This window comes from Pimelobacter simplex (assembly GCF_900114845.1).
Taxonomy (GTDB): domain Bacteria; phylum Actinomycetota; class Actinomycetes; order Propionibacteriales; family Nocardioidaceae; genus Nocardioides; species Nocardioides simplex.
Genome location: NZ_FOUK01000003.1, coordinates 125,146 through 144,314, shown reverse-complemented (window position 1 = coordinate 144,314; position 19,169 = coordinate 125,146). Strand labels below are relative to the sequence as shown.

General features: G+C 72.5%; 17 protein-coding genes. 6 read left to right on the top strand and 11 right to left on the bottom strand.

Annotated elements, in window-relative coordinates; genetic code table 11:
* Positions 1 to 8 precede the first annotated feature (8 nt).
* Positions 9 to 1,061 (top strand): branched-chain amino acid aminotransferase, encoded by a 1,053-nt coding sequence (locus BM223_RS13305; RefSeq protein ID WP_038678907.1) that lies wholly within the window; start codon positions 9 to 11, stop codon positions 1,059 to 1,061.
* Positions 1,058 to 2,422 carry a M20/M25/M40 family metallo-hydrolase gene (locus BM223_RS13300; protein WP_038678905.1) on the top strand — a complete coding sequence of 455 codons (1,365 nt, stop codon included), beginning with the start codon at positions 1,058 to 1,060 and terminating at the stop codon, positions 2,420 to 2,422. Before BM223_RS13305 ends, BM223_RS13300 begins: the two co-directional genes overlap by 4 nt.
* On the opposite strand, the gene arc is transcribed toward BM223_RS13300, so the two are convergent.
* From arc to BM223_RS13285, 3 genes are read right to left on the bottom strand one after another with little or no spacing between them, the layout of a single operon-like run.
* Complete coding sequence (gene arc / locus BM223_RS13295) at positions 2,419 to 4,182, bottom strand: proteasome ATPase (protein WP_083427855.1); 1,764 nt, start codon at positions 4,180 to 4,182, stop codon at positions 2,419 to 2,421. The genes BM223_RS13300 and arc overlap by 4 nt on opposite strands.
* A 60-nt stretch (positions 4,183 to 4,242) precedes the next feature.
* Positions 4,243 to 5,193 carry a tRNA (adenine-N1)-methyltransferase gene (locus BM223_RS13290; RefSeq protein WP_038678903.1) on the bottom strand — a complete coding sequence of 317 codons (951 nt, stop codon included), beginning with the start codon at positions 5,191 to 5,193 and terminating at the stop codon, positions 4,243 to 4,245.
* A 25-nt stretch (positions 5,194 to 5,218) separates the two neighbouring features.
* Entirely contained in the window at positions 5,219 to 6,355 is a 1,137-nt protein-coding gene (locus BM223_RS13285; RefSeq protein ID WP_235319267.1) for a site-2 protease family protein, read from the bottom strand.
* A 51-nt stretch (positions 6,356 to 6,406) separates the two neighbouring features.
* Here BM223_RS13285 and BM223_RS13280 point away from each other — a divergent pair, with 51 nt between their 5' ends.
* Positions 6,407 to 7,315: a RecB family exonuclease gene (locus tag BM223_RS13280; protein WP_052138610.1), complete on the top strand. Its 909-nt coding sequence runs from the start codon at positions 6,407 to 6,409 to the stop codon at positions 7,313 to 7,315.
* Here BM223_RS13280 and BM223_RS13275 read toward each other — a convergent pair.
* The 4 genes from BM223_RS13275 to metH form a co-directional block, all read right to left on the bottom strand.
* Positions 7,287 to 7,946 (bottom strand): HAD family hydrolase, encoded by a 660-nt coding sequence (locus BM223_RS13275; protein WP_038678899.1) that lies wholly within the window; start codon positions 7,944 to 7,946, stop codon positions 7,287 to 7,289. The genes BM223_RS13280 and BM223_RS13275 overlap by 29 nt on opposite strands.
* Before the next feature lie 17 nt (positions 7,947 to 7,963).
* On the bottom strand, positions 7,964 to 8,548 hold the full coding sequence (locus BM223_RS13270; protein WP_038678896.1) for a DUF6036 family nucleotidyltransferase: 585 nt from the start codon (positions 8,546 to 8,548) through the stop codon (positions 7,964 to 7,966).
* The gene (locus tag BM223_RS13265) at positions 8,548 to 9,072 is read right to left on the bottom strand and encodes a helix-turn-helix domain-containing protein (protein WP_200887116.1); all 525 of its coding nucleotides are present in this window, start codon (positions 9,070 to 9,072) and stop codon (positions 8,548 to 8,550) included. The genes BM223_RS13270 and BM223_RS13265 overlap by 1 nt, the downstream gene beginning before the upstream one ends.
* 104 nt (positions 9,073 to 9,176) lie before the next feature.
* Positions 9,177 to 12,956 carry a methionine synthase gene (gene metH, locus BM223_RS13260; RefSeq protein WP_052138609.1) on the bottom strand — a complete coding sequence of 1,260 codons (3,780 nt, stop codon included), beginning with the start codon at positions 12,954 to 12,956 and terminating at the stop codon, positions 9,177 to 9,179.
* Positions 12,957 to 13,096: 140 nt separating this feature from the next.
* Here metH and BM223_RS13255 point away from each other — a divergent pair, with 140 nt between their 5' ends.
* Positions 13,097 to 13,942: a PAC2 family protein gene (locus BM223_RS13255; protein ID WP_275069269.1), complete on the top strand. Its 846-nt coding sequence runs from the start codon at positions 13,097 to 13,099 to the stop codon at positions 13,940 to 13,942.
* Between the two features lie 13 nt (positions 13,943 to 13,955).
* Positions 13,956 to 14,738: an alpha/beta fold hydrolase gene (locus BM223_RS13250; protein ID WP_038678891.1), complete on the top strand. Its 783-nt coding sequence runs from the start codon at positions 13,956 to 13,958 to the stop codon at positions 14,736 to 14,738.
* Positions 14,739 to 14,750: 12 nt separating this feature from the next.
* On the opposite strand, the gene mshC is transcribed toward BM223_RS13250, so the two are convergent.
* From mshC to BM223_RS13230, 4 genes are read right to left on the bottom strand one after another with little or no spacing between them, the layout of a single operon-like run.
* Positions 14,751 to 15,986, bottom strand: a complete 1,236-nt coding sequence (gene mshC / locus BM223_RS13245) for a cysteine--1-D-myo-inosityl 2-amino-2-deoxy-alpha-D-glucopyranoside ligase (protein ID WP_038678889.1) — start codon at positions 15,984 to 15,986, stop codon at positions 14,751 to 14,753.
* 22 nt (positions 15,987 to 16,008) lie between these two features.
* Positions 16,009 to 16,749 carry an SCO1664 family protein gene (locus tag BM223_RS13240; RefSeq protein WP_038678887.1) on the bottom strand — a complete coding sequence of 247 codons (741 nt, stop codon included), beginning with the start codon at positions 16,747 to 16,749 and terminating at the stop codon, positions 16,009 to 16,011.
* A complete protein-coding gene (locus BM223_RS13235; protein WP_038678885.1) occupies positions 16,746 to 17,303 on the bottom strand; it encodes a DUF3090 domain-containing protein in 558 nt (185 codons plus the stop codon). The genes BM223_RS13240 and BM223_RS13235 overlap by 4 nt, the downstream gene beginning before the upstream one ends.
* A 24-nt stretch (positions 17,304 to 17,327) precedes the next feature.
* Positions 17,328 to 18,059, bottom strand: coding sequence for a histidine phosphatase family protein (locus tag BM223_RS13230; protein WP_038678883.1), 732 nt, complete (start codon positions 18,057 to 18,059; stop codon positions 17,328 to 17,330).
* Positions 18,060 to 18,120: 61 nt separating this feature from the next.
* Between BM223_RS13230 and corA the strand changes: the two genes are divergently transcribed.
* Positions 18,121 to 19,101, top strand: coding sequence for a magnesium/cobalt transporter CorA (gene corA, locus BM223_RS13225; protein WP_038678881.1), 981 nt, complete (start codon positions 18,121 to 18,123; stop codon positions 19,099 to 19,101).
* The last annotated feature ends 68 nt before the right edge of the window (positions 19,102 to 19,169 follow it).

The window sequence follows — 19,169 nt, the reverse complement described above, 5'->3', positions numbered from 1 at the left end:
GTCGCGACATGACCGACATCTCCACCGCGCCGGACCCGACGACCACCTTCGGTGCGTCGCTCGCCGACCACATGGTCAGCCTGCGGTGGACCGCCGACGCCGGCTGGTCCGCCGCCCGGCTCGGCCCGCTCACCGACCTCCGGCTCTCACCCGCCGCCATGGTGCTCCACTACGGCCAGGCGATCTTCGAGGGCATGAAGGCCTACCGCGGCGAGGACGACGCGGTCCGCCTCTTCCGGCCCGAGGTCAACGCCGCCCGGCTGCAGGCCTCCGCCCGGCGGATGGCGATGCCCGAGCTGCCGGTCGCCGACTTCGTCGCCGCCGTCGAGCTGCTCACGGCGGCCTGCGCCGACCTGGTGCCCGCCGGGCCCGGGCGCAGCCTCTACCTGCGGCCGTTCATGATCGCCACCGAGGCCGCGCTCGGCACCCGGCCCTCCCGCGAGTACGCCTTCCACGTCATCGGCTCGCCCGCCGGCTCCTACTTCGCCTCCGAGTACGACGGCATCCGGGTCTGGGTCGAGGAGCACCAGCCGCGCGCCTTCCCCGGCGGCACCGGCGCCGCCAAGTGCGCCGGCAACTACGCCGGCGGGATGCTCGTCCAGCAGGCCGCCACCGAGCGCGGCTGCCAGCAGGTGCTCTACCTCGACGCCCGCGAGGGCCGCCACCTCGAGGAGCTGGGCGGCATGAACGTCGTCGTCGTCCTCGACGAGCCCGACGGCACCACGCTCGTGACCCCGCGCACGAGCGACACGATCCTCGCCGGGGTGACCCGCGACTCGATCCTCACCCTCGCCCGTGACCTCGGTGCCCGCGTCGAGGAGCGCCAGGTCTCGTTCGCCGAGGTCGAGACCGGCGCCCGCTCCGGCCGGGTCAGCGAGCTCTTCGCGTGCGGCACCGCCGCCGTGGTGACGCCGGTGGCCGAGCTCGCCTGGACCGGTGGCTCCGTGCGGATCGGCGACGGCGCCCCCGGCCGCTGGACGACCGCGCTGCGCGACGACCTGCTCGGCATCCAGGAGGGGCGCCGGCCCGACCGCTACGGCTGGACCCGGGTGGTCCGGTGAGCACCGCCGACCGGACCGCGGCCCTCGCGGCGCGCCTCGACACCGCCCTCCCCGCCGTCCTGGCCCGCCTCGACGAGCTGGTCGCCATCCCGTCGGTCAGCGCCGACCCCGCCCACCGGGGCGACGTGCTGCGCAGCGCCCGGGCGACGGCGGAGGCGTTCAGCGACCTCGGCGTCGAGGTCTCCGTGGTGAGCGTCGACGGCGGCCAGCCCGCGGTGCTCGGCCGCTCCGCACCGGTGGCCGGCCCGACCGTGCTGCTCTACGCCCACCACGACGTCCAGCCGACCGGCGACGTGTCCGCCTGGACCAGCCCTCCGTTCGAGCCGACCCGGCGGGGCGAGCGGCTCTTCGGCCGCGGCGCCGCCGACGACAAGGCCGGCATCGTGGTGCACCTCGCCGCACTGGCCGTCCTCGGCCCCGAGCTGGGGTGCAACGTCCGGCTCCTCATCGAGGGCGAGGAGGAGATCGCCTCCCCCACCCTCCCGAAGCTCCTCGTCGAGCACCGCGACGCCCTCGCCGCCGACGTCGTCGTGGTCGCCGACTCGGTGAACTGGGCCGTCGGCACCCCCTCGCTCACCACGTCGCTGCGGGGCATCCTCGACCTGGAGGTGACGGTCTCGGTCCTCGACCACGACCTGCACTCCGGCGCCTGGGGTGGCGCGGTGCCCGACGCGGCCGGCGTGCTCGTCCGCGCCCTCGCCTCGCTGTACGACGCCGACGGCGCGGTCGCCGTCCCCGGGCTGCACGCTCCCGAGCGCACCCCCGCCGTCGAGTACGACGAGCAGGTGCTGCGCGCCGACGCCGGCGTCCTGCCCGGCGCCGGCCTGCCCGGCCGCGGCCCGCTGACCGCCCGTCTGTGGCGCCAGCCGTCGATCACCGTGATCGGCACCAGCCTGCCCCCGGTCGACGACGCCGCGCACGCACTGCGGGCGCGCGCCACGGCCCGGCTCTCGGTGCGGGTGCCCCCGGGCGTCGACCTCACCGCGGCAGCCGCGGCGCTCACCGCCCACCTGAGCGCGAACGCTCCCCACGGCGCGCTCGTCGAGACGACGGTGCGCGCCTCCGGGCACCCCGTCGACCTCGGTGACGACGCGCCCGCCCACGCGGTGATGACCGGCGCACTGCGCGACGCCTGGGGCAGCGAGCCCGTCGACATCGGCGTCGGCGGCTCGATCCCGCTGATCCACCTGCTCGCCGAGAGCCTCCCGGAGGCGACCGTCCTGGTCACCGCCGTCGAGGACCCGGACACCCGCGCCCACGGCATCGACGAGAGCCTGCACCTCGGCGAGCTCACGCGTGCGTGCCTCGCCGAGGTGCTGCTCCTGGACCGCTTGGCCGACGGGCTCCCGCCGGCCCCCTAGAGGTACTGGCCGGTGTCGGAGACGGTGTCGATCGACCGACCCGGCTCGGTTCCCTGCTTGCCGGTGATGAGCGTGCGGATGAACACGATCCGCTCGCCCTTCTTGCCCGAGATCCGCGCCCAGTCGTCGGGGTTGGTCGTGTTGGGCAGGTCCTCGTTCTCCTTGAACTCGTCGACGCACGCCTGGAGCAGGTGCGAGACCCGCAGCCCCTTCTGGTCGTGGTCGATGAAGTCCTTGATCGCCGTCTTCTTCGACCGGTCGACGATGTTCTGGATCATCGCGCCCGAGTTGAAGTCCTTGAAGTACAGGACCTCCTTGTCACCGTTGGCGTAGGTGACCTCGAGGAAGCGGTTCTCCTCGGTCTCGGAGTACATCCGCTCGACCGCGGCCCGGATCATTCCGGTGACGGTCGCCTGCCGGTCGCCGCCGAACTCGGCGAGGTCGTCGGCGTGCAGCGGCAGGTTGGCGGTGAGGTACTTGCTGAAGATGTCGCGCGCGGACTCGGCGTCCGGGCGCTCGATCTTGATCTTCACGTCGAGCCGGCCGGGGCGCAGGATGGCCGGGTCGATCATGTCCTCGCGGTTGGAGGCACCGATGACCAGGACGTTCTCGAGCAGCTCGACGCCGTCGATCTCGCTGAGCAGCTGCGGGACGATCGTGTTCTCGACGTCGGAGGAGACGCCCGAGCCGCGGGTGCGGAAGAGCGAGTCCATCTCGTCGAAGAACACGATGACCGGCGTGCCGGTGCTCGCCTTCTCGCGTGCCCGCTGGAACACCAGGCGGATGTGCCGCTCGGTCTCGCCGACGTACTTGTTGAGCAGCTCGGGGCCCTTGATGTTGAGGAAGTAGGACTTCCCCTCCTGGCCCGTCTTGGCGGCGACCTTCTTGGCCAGCGAGTTCGCGACGGCCTTGGCGATGAGCGTCTTGCCGCAGCCCGGAGGGCCGTAGAGCAGGATGCCCTTGGGCGGCTTGAGCTCGTGCTCGGCGAAGAGCTCGGGGTAGAGGTAGGGCAGCTCGACGGCGTCCTGGATCATCTCGATCTGGTTGCCCAGGCCGCCGATGGTCTCGTAGGTGATGTCGGGGACCTCTTCGAGGACCAGCTCCTCGACCTCGGACTTCGGCACCTTCTCGTAGGCGTAGCCGGCCCGGGCGTCGAGCAGCAGCGAGTCGCCGGCGCGGAGCGTCTCGCCGAGCAGCGGCTCGGCCAGCCGGACGACGCGCTCCTCGTCGGCGTTGGCGATGACCAGCACCCGCTCGCCGTCGGCGAGCAGCTCCTTGAACATCACGACGTCGCCGACGCTCTCGAACTCGAACGCGGCGACCACGTTGAGCGCCTCGTTGAGCATGACCTCCTGGCCGCGCTGCAACGTGTCGAGGTCGACGGCCGGGCTCACCGTCACCCGCAGCTTGCGGCCGCCGGTGAAGACGTCGACCGAGTCGTCCTCGTTGCGCTGGAGGAAGGTGCCGAAGCCCGCCGGCGGCTGGGCCAGCCGGTCGACCTCCTCCTTCAGCTTCATGATCTGGTCGCGCGCGTCGCGCAGGGTCGACGCCAGGCGCTCGTTCTGCGCGGTCACCGCCGCGAGGGACCGCTGGGCGTCGGCGAGCCGCATCTCCAGCGATCTCGACGGCGCTCCGGGCGTGTCGACCAGGCGGCGGCGCAGGTCGTGGACCTCGTCCTCGAGGTAGCGGACCTGCTCCTCGAGCTCCTCAGGGCTCCGGGAGCCGTGGCTCCCCGAAGTGCCTTCTCCCATGCTCGTCATGGCACACCTCCTGGAACGACCCTACTCGGCAGCCGGGTGCACGGAAGCGATTAACGCGCGCTAGTCGTCGGCAGGTGTCTCGGGGACGCCGGGCGGGCGCGGACCGGTGTAGTCGGGGCCGTAGGCACCGGGCGCGGGACGGCGCTTCTTGAGCGGCGCACGCTCCCCCGGCGCCATCCGCCGCGCGGTGACCAGGAAGGCGGTGTGCCCGATCATCTTGTGCCCGGGGCGCACGGCGAGACCCTCGACGTGCCAGTCGCGGACGAGCGACTCCCACGGCGCGGGCTCGGTGAAGCCGCCGTGGACCCGCACCGCCTCGACGAACTTCGAGAGCTGGGTGGTCGTGGCGACGTACGCGCAGACGATGCCGCCGGGGCGCAGCGCGTCGGCCGCGGCGTCGAGGCAGTCCCACGGGGCGAGCATGTCGAGGATGATCCGGTCGCAGCGCTCACCGGAGGCCGGCAGCTCCTCGGCGAGGTCGCCGAGGGTCAGCTGCCAGGCCGGGTGGTCGCCGCCGAAGAACTGGGTGACGTTGCGCCGGGCGATGTCGGCGAACTCCTCGCGCCGCTCGTACGACGACACCCGGCCGTGCGGGCCGACGGCCCGCAGCAGCGAGCAGGTGAGCGCACCGGAGCCGACGCCCGCCTCGACGACGTGGGCGCCGGGGAAGATGTCGGCCATCGCCACGATCTGGGCGGAGTCCTTGGGGTAGACGACGGCCGCGCCGCGCGGCATCGAGACCACGAACTCCGAGAGCAGCGGCCGGAACACGAGGTACTCGCCGCCCACGGACGACGTGACCGCGAAGCCCTCCTCGCGGCCGATCAGCTCGTCGTGGTCGAGGTGGCCCTTGTTGGAGAAGAACCGCTTCCCCTCGACCAGCTCGAAGTTGTGCTTGCGGCCCTTGCCGTCGACCAGCCGCACCCACTCGCCGGCACGCAGGGGGCCGCGGTGGACACCGGACCAGGCGTCGTTCGGGACGTCGGGAGTCGCTTCGGTCACCGGCGCAATCTACCGGGAGCGCCGCCGGGAACGCTCAACGGGACGGACGCACGCGCCGCAGGACGTCGGTGGTGACCAGGACGCCGTACATGGTGCCGTCGGGGTTGACCAGGAGGTACTCCGTGGCGTTGGTGCTCCGGAGCGTCTCGAGCAGCTCGGCACCGCTGACCTCGGCCGGCAGCGTCAGGCCGGGCTCGATCCGGCGGGCGACGGAGGAGACCGGAACCCACGGCCGCCGCTCGTCGGGGACCGCGCGGGCGGCCGCCTCGTCGACAAGGCCGTCGGGCCGGCCGTCGGAGGTGACCGTGACGATCCCGCCGGCCTCGGCCTCGCGGGCCCGGCGCAGCGCCTCGGCCAGCGGCAGGTCGGGCGGCACGGCAAGGCCCCGGCGGGCGAGCCGGGCGGGGTCCAGGTGCCCGAACAGGCTGCTGATCCTGGACACCGCCAGCGCCTGCGAGGCGCCGGTCCACAGGAAGATGGCGACGATGCCGAGGATGACCGGGCTGGTGAGGTCACCGGACCGGGCGGTCCACAGCGCCCAGGCACCCACGACGAGCGCCAGCACCCGGCCACCCCACGCGGCGACCGTCGTCCCGGTGTCGACGCGGCCGGTCACCGCCCACACGCCCGCCTTGAGCACCCGGCCGCCGTCGAGGGGCAGGCCCGGCACGAGGTTGAGGACGCCGATGAGCAGGTTGGCGCCGGCCAGGCCCTCGACGACCAGCCGCAGCAGGCCGTCGGGGATGACGAACCACAGGCCGAGCGCTCCGGCGCCGACCAGGATCGACGTGAGGGGCCCGACCACGGCGATCCAGAACTCCTGGCGAGGGCGCTGGGCCTCGCCCTCGATCGCCGTCGCACCGCCGAGGAAGTGCAGCGTGATCGAGTGCACCCGGAAGCCGAAGCGGCGCGCGACCACCGCGTGCGAGGCCTCGTGGAGCAGGACGGCGACGTACAACGCGATCGCGAAGGCCAGCCCCACGACGTACTTCCAGCCGCCGAGGCCGCTCTGCACCTGGTCGACCCGCGGCGCCATGATCAGCGCGATCAGGCCGGCGATGAGGAACCACGAGCTGGACACGAGGACGTCGCTGCCGGCGATCTGGCCGATCCGGAACATTCCCCGGGGCACGGGCGTGCGCTCGGGGCTGGAGGGGGAAGGACCGGACACACTCCGAGGCTATCCGGCCCGGTGTCGGACCCCTGCCCTAGTGTCGAACGCATGACCACCGAGACCGCCAGCGCCGGCGTCGAGCCGGCCGACCCGTCCGAGCGGGGCGGCACGCGCGTCGACGGCGTCACGGTCCTCGGCGCGCTCTCGCCCTCGCGGGTCGGCGACTTCCTGTCGTGCCCGCTGCTCTTCCGGTTCCGCACCATCGACCGGCTCCCCGAGCCGCCCTCGCCGGCCGCCGTCCGCGGCACCGTCGTCCACCGGGTGCTCGAGCAGCTCTTCGACCTGCCCGCGGCCGACCGCACCCCCGACCACGCCGACGCGATGATCGCCCCCGCCTGGGCCGAGCTCCAGGAGGTCGAGCCGGCGGTCGCCACCATGTTCCCCGCCGACGGCCCCGAGATCACCGCGTGGCTCCTGTCCTGCCGCGAGACCCTGCGCCGCTACTTCGACCTCGAGGACCCCACCCGCCTCGAGCCCGCCGACCGCGAGCTCTACGTCGAGACGCTCACCGACACCAAGCTGCTGCTGCGCGGGGTGGTCGACCGGGTCGACGTCGCACCCGACGGGGCGATCCGCATCGTCGACTACAAGACCGGCAACGCGGTGAGCGAGATGTTCGAGGGCAAGGTCCTCTTCCAGCTCAAGTTCTACGCGCTCGTGCTGTGGCGCACCCGCGGCGTCGTCCCGAAGATGCTGCAGCTGATCTACCTCGGCGACGGCCAGGTGCTCCGCTACGAGCCCGACGAGCACGAGCTGCTCGCCGTCGAGCGCAAGGTCCAGGCGGTGTGGCAGGCCATCCGCGCGGCCACCGAGCGCGGCGAGTTCCAGTCCCGCCCGGGCGCCCTGTGCCAGTGGTGCCCGCACCAGGCGCTCTGCCCGTCGTACGGAGGCACGCCGCCCCCGTTCCCGGCCGACCGGGCGGCGCGGCCTACAGGCGACCCAGCTCCGCCGGCGTGAGCTCCTCGAGCGTGTCCCTGAACACCAGCCCCGGCCCCGGCGGGACCGGCACGTGGTTCGGCACGACGAGCACCCGGCACCCCGCGGCGACCGCCGAGGTCGCGCCCGTCGGCGAGTCCTCCACCGCCACGCACTCCCCCGGCTCGACGCCGAGCGAGGCCGCGGCAGTCAGGTAGGGCTCCGGGTGCGGCTTGCCCTGGTCCACCATGTCACCGGTGACGATCACCCGGAAGGTCTCCGGCGGCAGGTGCTCCAGGATCGGCGCCACCAGCCGCTGGTACGACATCGTCACCAGCGCGCACGGCACCCCCGCCTCGTGCAGGTCCAGCAGCAGCTCCCGGGCGCCGTCCCGCCACGGCACCGCGTGCCGCACCTGCGCCACCACGCTGTCGAGCAGCATCTCGACGATCTCCTCGGGCGTGAACGCCAGCCCGAGCCGGTCCTTGATGTACGCGCCCGACACCAGCAGGTCGCTCCCGACCAGCGCCATGGCGTCGTCGTGGGTCCAGGTGCCGCCGTACTCCTCGGCGATGGCCTGCTCGGCCGCCATCCAGTAGGGCTCGGTGTCGACGATGGTGCCGTCCATGTCCCACAGGACGGCGGCGGGCAGGACGGCGGGTGCACTCGTCACGCGCCCAGCCTAGGAGGTCAGGACCCGGGCGACGCGACGTCCCCCCAGGACCGGAGCCAGGCCGCGGCCCGCTCCGCTGCAGCCTCGAAGCGGGCCTCGACCGTGGGCAGCCGCTCGACGATGAGCGCACGGTCGACCAGCCGAGCAGCGATGAGCGCCCCGACGAACTCCCGGTCCTTCTCGCGGAAGGCGCACAGCTTCGCGACGCACAGGTCCTCCTTGTCGAGGCACCAGCCGGTGAAGACCGGGTCGCCGCCGGGAGCAGCCGTGTTGTCGTTGCTCACTGCGACGAGCCGGTCGCGCCAGCCTCCAGGAAGGACGCAGGTGCTCAGGTCGACGCCGTCGATGCTGAAGCCGTGCAGGTCCTCGAACGGCGAGAACTCCCCCGCGACACCCTCGATCACGTCGGCCAGCCGCGCGGTCTCCTCGTTCGTGCCCGCGAGCGGAAGGACGTCGATCTCCAGGGACATGGTGGCCTCGTTCGGGAGGTCCTCCTCGCGGTAGGTACCGAGGATCGACTGCGAGCCGACCACGATGACCTCGCGGGACCCGATGATCTGGCAGGCCGCGCGGATCGCGTGCTCGAGCTGGTCGCGCCGCATCAGCCGGCCAGCGCGAGCTCGTCCAGCACCTGGCGGCGCTCGACGTCGGACAGCAGGCCACCCAGCGGCGAGACCTCGCGCATGTCGATGGACGTGCGGTCGAGCCCGGTCATGACCCGGTGCAGGCCGAGCACGTCGCGCTCGTCGACCAGCGTTCGCCAGCGCTCGATGCTGTCGAGGTGCACGCGACCGCGGACCTGCTCGTCGAGCCGGCCGAGATTGCGCTCGATCGTCGGGAGCCACTCGTCGAGCCGTTCCCGGGTCAGGTGCCCCGAGAGCGTGCGGTGGAGCATCCAGGACCGGCGCTCGGACCGGGTGAGCTCCGGCCGCACCGGCCGGCGGACGACCTCGAGCCGGAAGCCCATCGCCGACAGCAGCCGGTCGAGCTGCTCGTCGCTGAGCTCGACCCTGCCGGACAGGAACTGGCTGATGCTGGGCTGGCGCACGCCGGTGAGACGCGAGAGCTGCGACTGGCTGGTGCCCGTCTCGCTCATCACGTCCCGCAGGACCGTTCGCCTCGTCATGCTTGAACTATAGCAAGCCGTGCTATAGGACTTCGCCGCGCGTCAGGGGCGAGGGCAGTTTCACCGCCTAGGCGGTGAAACTGCCGCCAGACCGCCACCCAGCCTCAGTCGTCCGGGTCGTACCCCAGGTTCGGCGAGAGCCACTTCTCGGTCTCGGTGACGCTCCACCCCTTGCGCGCGGCGTAGTCCTCGATCTGGTCCCGACCCAGCCGGCCGACCACGAAGTACTGCGCCTCGGGGTGGCTGTAGTAGAGACCGGAGACCGAGGCGCCGGGCCACATCGCCATCGACTCGGTCAGCTCCATGCCCGTGTTGGCCTGGACGTCGAGGAGCTCCCAGATGGTGCGCTTCTCGGTGTGGTCCGGGCAGGCCGGGTAGCCGGGGGCCGGGCGGATGCCGGTGTACTTCTCGGCGATGAGGTCCTCGTTGGTCAGCTGCTCCTCGGGGACGTGCGCCCAGAACTCGGTGCGCACGCGCTGGTGGAGCCGCTCGGCGAAGGCCTCGGCCAGGCGGTCGGCGAGCGCCTCGAGCAGGATCGCCGAGTAGTCGTCGAGGTCCTCCTTGAAAGCCGTGATCCGCTCGGTGGTGCCGAGGCCGGCGGTGACCGCGAAGGCACCGATCCAGTCGCCGGTGCCCGGGGCGAGGTCGGCGCCGATGGGTGCGACGTAGTCGGCGAGCGAGCGGTTGGGGATGCCGGAGCGGTGCTGGCCCTGCTGGCGCAGCTGGTGCAGCGTCGTCCGGACGGCGGCCCGCGACTCGTCCTCGTAGACGACGACGTCCTCGCCGGTGCTCGCGGCCGGGAACAGGCCGTAGACGCCGTTGGCGGTGAGCCACTTCTCCTCGACCAGGCGGTCGAGCATGGCCTGGGCGTCGTCGTACAGCTTGCGCGCGGCGTCGCCGAGCGTCGGGCTGTTGAGGATGTCGGGGAACTTGCCCTTCATCTCCCAGGCGTTGAAGAACGGCTGCCAGTCGATGTAGTCGCGCAGCTCGGTGAGGTCGTAGCCCGCGAGGACGTGGACGCCGGGCGTGCGCGGCTGCGGCGGGGCGTAGCCGTCCCAGACCAGCGGCGACTTGTTGTCCTGGGCGTCGGCGAACGACAGCTGCGGGCGGTCGGACTTCTGGGAGTGCCGGGCGCGGAGCGAGTCGTAGTCGGCCTGGGTCGCCTCGAGCAGGGCGGGGCGCTGCCGGTCGTCGAGGAGGGCGGCCGCGGTGGGGACCGAGCGCGAGGCGTCCTTGACCCAGACGACGGGGCCCGAGTACTTCGGGTCGACCTTGACCGCCGTGTGGGCGCGTGAGGTCGTCGCGCCGCCGATGAGGAGCGGGATCTCGAGGCCGAGGCGCTGCATCTCGGTGGCGAAGCCGACCATCTCGTCGAGGCTCGGCGTGATCAGGCCGGACAGGCCGATGATGTCGGCGCCGACCTCCTTGGCCGTGTCGAGGATCTTCTGGGCCGGCACCATCACGCCGAGGTCGATGACCTCGTAGTTGTTGCAGGAGAGCACGACGCCGACGATGTTCTTGCCGATGTCGTGGACGTCGCCCTTGACGGTGGCGAGCACGATGGTGCCGTTGGTGTCCTTGGCGGCGGCCAGCTCGGGGTTGGCGGCCTTCTCCTTCTCGATGAAGGGGATGAGGTAGGCGACGGCCTTCTTCATCACGCGGGCGGACTTCACCACCTGCGGGAGGAACATCTTGCCCGCGCCGAACAGGTCGCCGACGACGTTCATGCCGTCCATCAGCGGGCCCTCGATGACCTCGATGGGCCGGCCGCCGCGAGCGGCGATCTCGCTGCGCAGCTCCTCGGTGTCGGCCTCGACGAAGCCGTCGATGCCCTTGACCAGGGCGTGGGTGATCCGCTCGCCGACGGGCAGCGAGCGCCACTCCTCGGCGGCCGCCTCGACCTTCTCGCCGCTGCCGCGGTGGGCCTCGGCGAGCTCGAGCAGCCGCTCCGTGGCGGCCAGCGTGTCGTCGGTGCGGTTGAGGACGACGTCCTCGATCGCGCCGCGCAGCGCCGGGTCGATGGTGTCGTAGGGCACCAGGGCGCCGGCGTTGACGATGCCCATGTCGAGCCCCGCCTCGATGGCGTGGAACAGGAACACCGCGTGGATCGCCTCGCGGACCGGGTTGTTGCCGCGGAAGCTGAACGAGACGTTGGAGATGCCGCCGGAGACCTTGGCGCCCGGCAGGTTCTGCTTGATCCAGCGGGTCGCCTCGATGAAGTCGACGCCGTAGGTGGCGTGCTCCTCGATGCCGGTCGCCACGGCGAACACGTTGGGGTCGAAGATGATGTCCTCGGCCGGGAAGCCGACCTTGTCGACCAGCACCCGGTAGGCGCGCTCGCAGATCGCCTTGCGGCGCTCGAGGTTGTCGGCCTGGCCGTCCTCGTCGAACGCCATCACGACCGCGGCGGCGCCGTACTTCTTGCAGAGGTTGGCCTGCTCGACGAACTTCTCCTCGCCCTCCTTGAGCGAGATCGAGTTGACGATCGGCTTGCCCTGGACGCAGCGCAGGCCGGCCTCGATGACCTCCCACTTGGAGGAGTCGATCATCAGCGGCACCCGGCTGATGTCGGGCTCGCTCGCGATCAGCTTGACGAAGCGGTCCATCGCGGCGACGCCGTCGATCATGCCCTCGTCCATGTTGATGTCGATGACCTGCGCGCCGGCCTCGACCTGCTGGGCCGCGACCGAGAGGGCGGTGTCGTAGTCGCCGTCCTTGATCAGGTTGCGGAACCGCGCCGAGCCGGTGATGTTGGTCCGCTCGCCGACGTTCACGAACAGGCTCGCGTCGGTGATCGTGAACGGCTCGAGACCCGAGAGCCGCATGGCCGGCTCGATCTCCGCGGGCTGGCGGACGGCACGGCCCTCCATCACCCGGGCGATCTCGGCGATGTGGTCGGGCGTGGTGCCGCAGCAGCCGCCGACGATGTTGAGGAAGCCCGCCTCGGCGAACTCGACCAGGACGCCGGCCGTGTCGGCGGGCGCCTCGTCGTACTCGCCGAAGGCGTTGGGCAGGCCCGCGTTCGGGTAGACCGAGACGAACGAGTCGGCCAGCCGAGAGAGCTCGGCGACGTAGGGCCTCATCTCCTGGGCGCCGAGGGCGCAGTTGAGGCCGACGGCGAGCGGGCGGGCGTGGCGCACCGAGTCCCAGAAGGCCTCGGTCACCTGGCCCGACAGCGTGCGCCCGGAGGCGTCGGTGATCGTGCCCGAGATGACGACGGGCCACCGGCGGCCGGCCTCGTCGAAGAGCGACTCGACGGCGAAGATCGCCGCCTTGGCGTTGAGGGTGTCGAAGATCGTCTCGATGAAGAGCAGGTCGGCGCCGCCGTCGACCAGGCCGCGGGCGGCATCGAGGTAGGCGTCGACGAGCTGCTCGTACGACACGTTGCGCGCGCCGGGGTCGTTGACGTCGGGGCTGATGGACGCCGTGCGCGTCGTGGGCCCGAGCGCGCCGGCGACGTAGCGCCGGCGACCGGTCGCGGCGGCGACCTCGTCGGCCACCCGGCGGGCGAGCCGGGTCGCCTCGAGGTTGAGCTCGTACGACAGCTCGGCCATGCCGTAGTCGCTGAGGGAGACCGCGTTGCAGTTGAACGTGTTGGTCTCGATGATGTCGGCGCCCGCGTCGAGGTACTCGCGGTGGATGCCGGCGATGATCTCGGGCTGGGTCACCGAGAGCAGGTCGTTGTTGCCGATCAGGTCCGAGGGCCACTCGTCGCGGCTGGCGAAGCGCTCGCCGCGGTAGCCCGCCTCGTCGGGCCGGTCCCGCTGGATGGCGGTGCCCATGGCGCCGTCGAGGATCACGATCCGCTCGCGGAGCAGCGCGGAGAGCTCGTCGGTCGCGTCCGGCTGCCAGCCGGCGGCGTCGACGCGCGCGATGTCAGACATGCACCAATCCTTCCGTGTGGAAGGCGCCCTTGGTTCATCGGCCGAGCGTGGCGGACGGGTCCGTCGGTGGACCGTCCGTTGCAACGCCTCTCGGCTGCTGCCGATCCTACTTCGTCCGGGGCGACTAGGCTCGCAGAGTGATGGAGATCGAGACGGTCACCGGGCTGGTCCGGCCGGTGGTCATCGCCGCGTTCGAAGGCTGGAACGATGCCGCCGAGTCGGCGACCGGGGTCGTGGACCACCTGATGCGGGTCTGGAACGCCAAGGTGGTCGCGGCGATGGACCCCGAGGACTACTACGACTTCCAGGTCAACCGGCCCACCGTCGGTATCGACGACAACGGCTTCCGCAAGCTGACCTGGCCCAGCACCCACGTGGCGGTCGCCTCGCCGCCCGAGCTCGACCGCGACGTCATCCTGATCCGCGGCATCGAGCCCAACATGCGCTGGCGGCAGTTCACCGAGGAGCTCCTCACCACCGTCGACGAGCTGGGCGGCGAGCTGCTGGTCACGCTCGGCGCGCTGCTGTCCGACAGCCCGCACACCCGGCCGATCCCGGTCTCGGGCTCGGCGACCGAGGCCGACCTGCTCGACCGGCTCTCGCTGGAGCAGTCGACGTACGAGGGACCCACCGGCATCGTCGGCGTCCTCCAGGAGGCCTGCATCCGGATCGACATGCCCGCCGTGTCGTACTGGGCGGCGGTCCCCCACTACGTCGCCCAGCCGCCCTGCCCGAAGGCGACGCTCGCACTCCTCGGCCGGCTCGAGGATCTCTTCGAGGTGCCGATCCCGCTCGGCGACCTGCCCGACGAGGCCCGCGCCTGGGAGCGCGGCGTCGACGAGCTCGCCGAGGAGGATGAGGACATCGCCGAGTACGTCCGCTCGCTCGAGGAGTCCCGCGACACCGCCGACCTGCCCGAGGCCTCCGGCGAGGCGATCGCCCGCGAGTTCGAGCGCTACCTCAAGCGCCGCGGCGAGGACGACTGAGCGGGCTCCGCGGATGCTCCAGGAGCGGGTCGAGACCCGCGACGGCTGGGTGAGCGTCGCCGTCCACGGTGACCCGGACGCGCCCGGGATCGTGCTGGTGCCCGGCGTGATGAGCGACGCGCGCACCTGGCGCCACGTCGCGTCGGCGCTCACCGCCTGGCCGTCGGTCACCGTGCTCAACCGCCGTGGGCGGAACCCGTCGGGCCCGCTGGGCGACGGGTACGACCTCGCCACCGAGGTCGCCGACCTGGGCGCGGTCCTCGACGCCCGGCCCGGCCCGGCCGCTGTCCTCGGCTGGAGCTACGGCGGGACGATCGCGCTCCTCGCCGCCGGCGAGCGGGAGCTCCCGCACGTCATCGCCTACGAGCCGGTCGACCCCGAGTTCGGCAGCGCGGCACTCCCCGACCTGGCCGCGGCCGACGCTGCCGACGACACCGACCGGGCGGTCGAGATCGTCAACCGGCAGATCTCGGGCTACTCCGCCGAGCACGTCGCCCGGCTCCGCGCCGACGTCGGCTCGTGGGCGGTCCTGCGCCGGCTCAGCCGCCCGCTGTACGCCGAGCTCCGCGCGCTCAACACCGCCCGGCTGCCGGAGCGCCTGGCGGCGCGAGCGGGTCGCGTCGACCTGGTGGTCGGCGCCGAGAGCACCGGCCGGGCGCCGTACGGGACGGCGCTCGAGCGGGTCCGCGCCCGGCTGGGCGAGCACCGCGTCACCGAGCTGGCCGGGCACGGCCATCTCGCGCACGTGACCGGGCCGGGCGACCTGGCCCGGCTGGTCGACTCGCTGGCGGGCTAGCGGGTTGGAGGGCTAGAGCGCGAGGCCGAGCGCGGCGTCGAGCACCGGCAGCAGCGTGACGGCGGCCTCGGCGTCGCTCGTGTCGGCGAGCCCGTCGGTGCCGAGCGTGGCCGCCACCCAGGCGTCGATCGCGGCGGTCGCCCGCGGCGCGTCGAGGTCGTCGGCGAGCGCCGCGAGCACCTCGGCGACGACCGGCGCGGCCGGCGCTCCGGCGCCGAGCGCGAGCGCGCGGCGCCACGAGGCGACGTCGTCGACGGCCTGCCAGAGCTGGGCGTCGGTCCACTCCCAGTCGGTGCGGTAGTGGTGGCGCAGCAGGGCGAGGCGGATCGCCATCGGGTCGATGTCGCTGTTGCGCAGCGCGGAGACGAAGACGAGGTTGCCGAGCGACTTGGACATCTTCTGGCCGTCGTAGGCGACCATGCCGGCGTGGCTGTAGACCGCGGCGAAGCGCTCGCCGGTCGCCACCTGGACGTGACCCGCGCACATCTCGTGGTGCGGGAAGACGAGGTCGCTGCCGCCGGCCTGGACGTCGAAGGCGGTACCGAGGTGCTCGAGCGCGATCGCCGCGCACTCGATGTGCCAGCCAGGCCGGCCGCGTCCGAACGGGCTGTCCCAGGCGGGCTCGCCGTCGCGCTCGCCGCGCCACACGACGCAGTCGAGCGGGTCCTTCTTGCCGGCGCGGTCCGGGTCGCCGCCGCGCTCGCCGAAGAAGCGGAGCATGGTCTCGCGGTCGTAGCCGGACTCGTCGCCGAAGGCCGGGTCGGCGGTCACCGAGAAGTAGAGGTCCTGCTCGACCCGGTAGATCGAGCCGGCCGCGTCGAGACGCTGGATCAGGTCGATCACGAGCGGGATGGACTCGACGGCGCCGATGTAGGCGACCGGCGGGAGGACGCGCAGCGCCTCCATGTCCTTGCGGAACAGCTCGGTCTCGCGCTCGGCGAGCTCGACCCAGTCGACGCCCACCTTGTCGGCACGCTCGAGCAGCGGGTCATCGACGTCGGTGACGTTCTGGACGTACTGCACGTCGTGGCCGGCGGTGCGCCAGGCGCGGTTGAGCAGGTCGAAGGCGACGTAGGTGTTGGCGTGCCCGATGTGCGTGGCGTCGTAGGGGGTGATGCCGCAGACGTAGAGGCGCGCGGCGCCGTCGGGCTGTGAGGAGATCTTGTCGCCGGTGGCGGTGTCGTGGAGGACGACGGGGGGCCCGGAGACGGGGAGCGCCGGGAGACCCGGCGCGTTCCATGCGCGCATGGGTCGATGTTAGAGGTTCACTCTAGAACGGAGGCCAGGGGATGGCGGGCCAGTCGCCTGACGGCCCCGGGAGGACGCCGGCCGCCAGCAGCCGCTCGGTACGACGCTCCAGCGCGCGCAGCTCGTGCTCGGCGAGGTGGGTGGCGAGCCGCTCCCCCAGCTCGCCCCGCACGGCGGTGAGCACCGCGTCGACCACGGTGACCTCCTGGTCGGTCAGCGGCGTCCCGGCCCAGCCCCACAGGACCGTGCGCAGCTTGGGCTCGTGGTGGAAGGCGACGCCGTGGTCGACGCCGTACCGGTGGCCTCCGGTCATCGCCAGCACGTGGCCGCCCTTGCGGTCGGCGTTGTTGACGAGCACGTCGTACACGGCGAGGCGGCGCAGGGCCGCGGTGTCCTCGTGGACGAGCGTGACCGGCCGGTCCCGCTCGTCGAGGCCCTCGACGACCTCGAGCCAGCCGTCGGGGGCGGCGCCGGAGCGGACCAGGGTGACCGCCTCCTGCTCGGCGTCGACCTCCTGCCACTCCTGGACCATGCCGGGACCGTGCGGCCCCTCGCCCCACCAGGTGCGCGGGACGAGGTCCCAGCCGGTGGCCTGCGCGACGAGGTAGGCGGCGACCTCGCGGTCGGCGAGCGTCCCGTCAGGGAAGTCCCAGAGGGGGCGCTCCCCCGCGACCGGCTTGTAGACGACCTCGCGGCCGTCGAGCTCGCCGAGGAAGGTGGCGTTGGAGGCCGGCATGATCCGGCCCTTGATGGTGAGCGTCACGACGGGTCGCGGCGCTTGAACCCGTTGGCCCGGACGCAGAGGTGGCCCTCGGGGTCGATCGGCTGGCCGCAGAACGGGCAGGACGGCCGGCCGGCGCCCACGACGTGCTCGGAGCGGCGGACGAACGCCCGCGCCTGGCCCGGCTCGAGCCGGACCAGCAGCACCTCGGCCGGGTCCTCGCCGTCGGTCAGCTCGACCGGCTCCTCGCCCACCGGGAAGACCTCGATCACCACGCGCTCGTCGTCCGGGTCCCAGGAGAGCGTCATCGTGCCGGCCCGGAACTCCTCGACGATGGGCAGCTCGAGCGGCTCGTCGTCCGCGAGGCCGAACGGCGCCATCGCGGGCACGACGCCGCGGGCCCGGCCGTCGGCGATCACCTCGTCCAGCAGCTCGTCGATGCGCTCGGCCAGCGCCGCCACCTGCTGCTTCTCCAGCGAGACCGAGACCATGCGGGGTCCGATCCGGGCCTGGAGGAAGAAGGTGCGGCCGCCGGGCTCGCCGACGGTGCCGGCGACGAAGCGCTCCGGCGGGTCGAATCCGTGGACGATGGGCATGGTCCCGAGCCTATCCAGGCCGGTTCAGGCCGGACCGGCGCCACCGCCGACGACCGCGCCCGGGTCGGCCGCGGGCCGCCTCCGGCCGCCGCGCCGGGGGGCCGGCTTCGGCGCCAGCCAGGACAGGTCGCCGTCGTGCGTGTTGCTCGCCAACACGTAGGGACGGTCCGGGGCGTACCGGATCACCGACACCGACGCCGGGTCGACGTTGATCCGCTGGAACAGGTCGAGGTGCATCCCCAGCGCGTCGGCGAGGAGCGACTTGATGATGTCCCCGTGGCTGACCGCGACCCAGACCGCGTCCGCACCGTGCTCGGCGGTGATCGCGGCGTCGAGGCGGCGGACGGCGGAGACGGCGCGGTGCTGCATCGCGACCATCGACTCCCCACCCGGGAAGACCGCCGCGGACGGCTGCCGCTGGACCGTCTTCCACAGCGGCTCCTTGAGCAGCTCCTTGATCGGGCGGCCCTGCCAGTCGCCGTAGTCGCACTCGGCCAGGCCCCGCTCCGTGGCCGCCTTGGTGACCGGGTGACCGGCGCCGCGCTGGCCCTCGGCGACCGCCTTGGCCGTCTGCCGGCACCGCTCCTGCGGGCTGGTCAGGAGCGCGGCGATCGGGACGCCCGCGATCCGCGCCCCGGCCCGCCGGGCCTGCTCGGCGCCGGTGTCGTCGAGGCGTACGCCCGGCGTCCGTCCGGCGAGGATGCCCGAGGCGTTCGCGGTGGTCCGCCCGTGGCGGACCAGCAGCAGGGTGGCCATGGCGGCGAGCCTAGTGGCCCGGTCCGCACGCTCGGCCCGGCACCGGTACTAGCGTGGGTCCGTGATCGTCGACAGTGCCGTCTACCGCCACGGCGTCCGGGTGCCGGTGGACTGCCACCTCCACGACTACCCGGCCCTGCGCGCCGCGGCCGACGGCGACGGCGACTTCGTCTGGGTCGGCCTCTACGAGCCCAGCCACGTCGAGCTCTCCGAGATCGCGGAGGCCTTCGGCCTGCACCCCCTCGCCGTCGAGGACGCCGTCGTCGCCCACCAGCGCCCCAAGCTCGAGCGCTACGAGAACAGCCTCTTCCTCGTCCTCAAGACCCTCTGGTACGTCGACGAGGACGACGCCGTCGAGACCGGCGAGATCAACCTGTTCGTCGGCCCCAAGTTCGTCATCACCGTCCGCCACGGCCGCGGCTCCTCCCTCCGCGACGCCCGCCACGAGCTCGAGCAGCAGCAGGCCGTCCTCGGCCACGGCCCCTCCGCCGTCGTCTACGCGGTCTGCGACGCCGTCGTCGACGGCTACACCTCCGTCGTCGCCGAGCTCCAGACCGACGTCGACGAGGTCGAGGTCTCCGTCTTCTCCGACCGCCGCACCAACGACGCCGGCCGCATCTACATCCTCAAGCGCGAGCTCTCCGAGGTCCGCCGCGCCGTCCTCCCCCTCCGCGAGCCCATGCGCCGCTTCGCAACCGGCGCCGTCGACCTCATCGCCACCGAGTCCGCCCCCTTCTTCCGCGACGTCAACGACCACCTCCAGCTCGCCGCCGACGGCCTCGAGACCCTCGACGACCTGCTCTCCAGCGCCTTCGACGCGCACCTCTCGCGGGTGGCGGTGCAGCAGAACGACGACATGCGCAAGATCTCCGCGGGGGCCGCGCTGGTCGTCGTACCGACGCTGATCGCGGGGGTCTACGGCATGAACTTCACGCACATGCCCGAGCTGAGCTGGACGTTCGGGTACCCGTTCGCGATCCTGCTGATGCTGTCGTCGGTGGCGGGGCTGTGGATCTTCTTCAAGAAGTCGGGCTGGTTCTGACCCGTCAGGCGCACGCCGATCCGCTTGTAACTAAGTGTTCAGACCACTACCCGGGTGGTCGACACCCC

What these genes read in the sequence shown, in the direction of transcription:
- BM223_RS13305 (WP_038678907.1), top strand. Translation starts at nt 9, where the DNA reads ATGACCGACATCTCCACCGCGCCGGACCCGACGACCACCTTCGGTGCG.
- arc (WP_083427855.1), bottom strand. Translation starts at nt 4,182, where the DNA reads ATGACGAGCATGGGAGAAGGCACTTCGGGGAGCCACGGCTCCCGGAGC.
- BM223_RS13280 (WP_052138610.1), top strand. Translation starts at nt 6,407, where the DNA reads ATGACCACCGAGACCGCCAGCGCCGGCGTCGAGCCGGCCGACCCGTCC.
- BM223_RS13270 (WP_038678896.1), bottom strand. Translation starts at nt 8,548, where the DNA reads ATGCGGCGCGACCAGCTCGAGCACGCGATCCGCGCGGCCTGCCAGATC.
- BM223_RS13265 (WP_200887116.1), bottom strand. Translation starts at nt 9,072, where the DNA reads ATGACGAGGCGAACGGTCCTGCGGGACGTGATGAGCGAGACGGGCACC.
- metH (WP_052138609.1), bottom strand. Translation starts at nt 12,956, where the DNA reads ATGTCTGACATCGCGCGCGTCGACGCCGCCGGCTGGCAGCCGGACGCG.
- BM223_RS13255 (WP_275069269.1), top strand. Translation starts at nt 13,097, where the DNA reads ATGGAGATCGAGACGGTCACCGGGCTGGTCCGGCCGGTGGTCATCGCC.
- BM223_RS13250 (WP_038678891.1), top strand. Translation starts at nt 13,956, where the DNA reads ATGCTCCAGGAGCGGGTCGAGACCCGCGACGGCTGGGTGAGCGTCGCC.
- mshC (WP_038678889.1), bottom strand. Translation starts at nt 15,986, where the DNA reads ATGCGCGCATGGAACGCGCCGGGTCTCCCGGCGCTCCCCGTCTCCGGG.
- BM223_RS13235 (WP_038678885.1), bottom strand. Translation starts at nt 17,303, where the DNA reads ATGCCCATCGTCCACGGATTCGACCCGCCGGAGCGCTTCGTCGCCGGC.
- BM223_RS13230 (WP_038678883.1), bottom strand. Translation starts at nt 18,059, where the DNA reads ATGGCCACCCTGCTGCTGGTCCGCCACGGGCGGACCACCGCGAACGCC.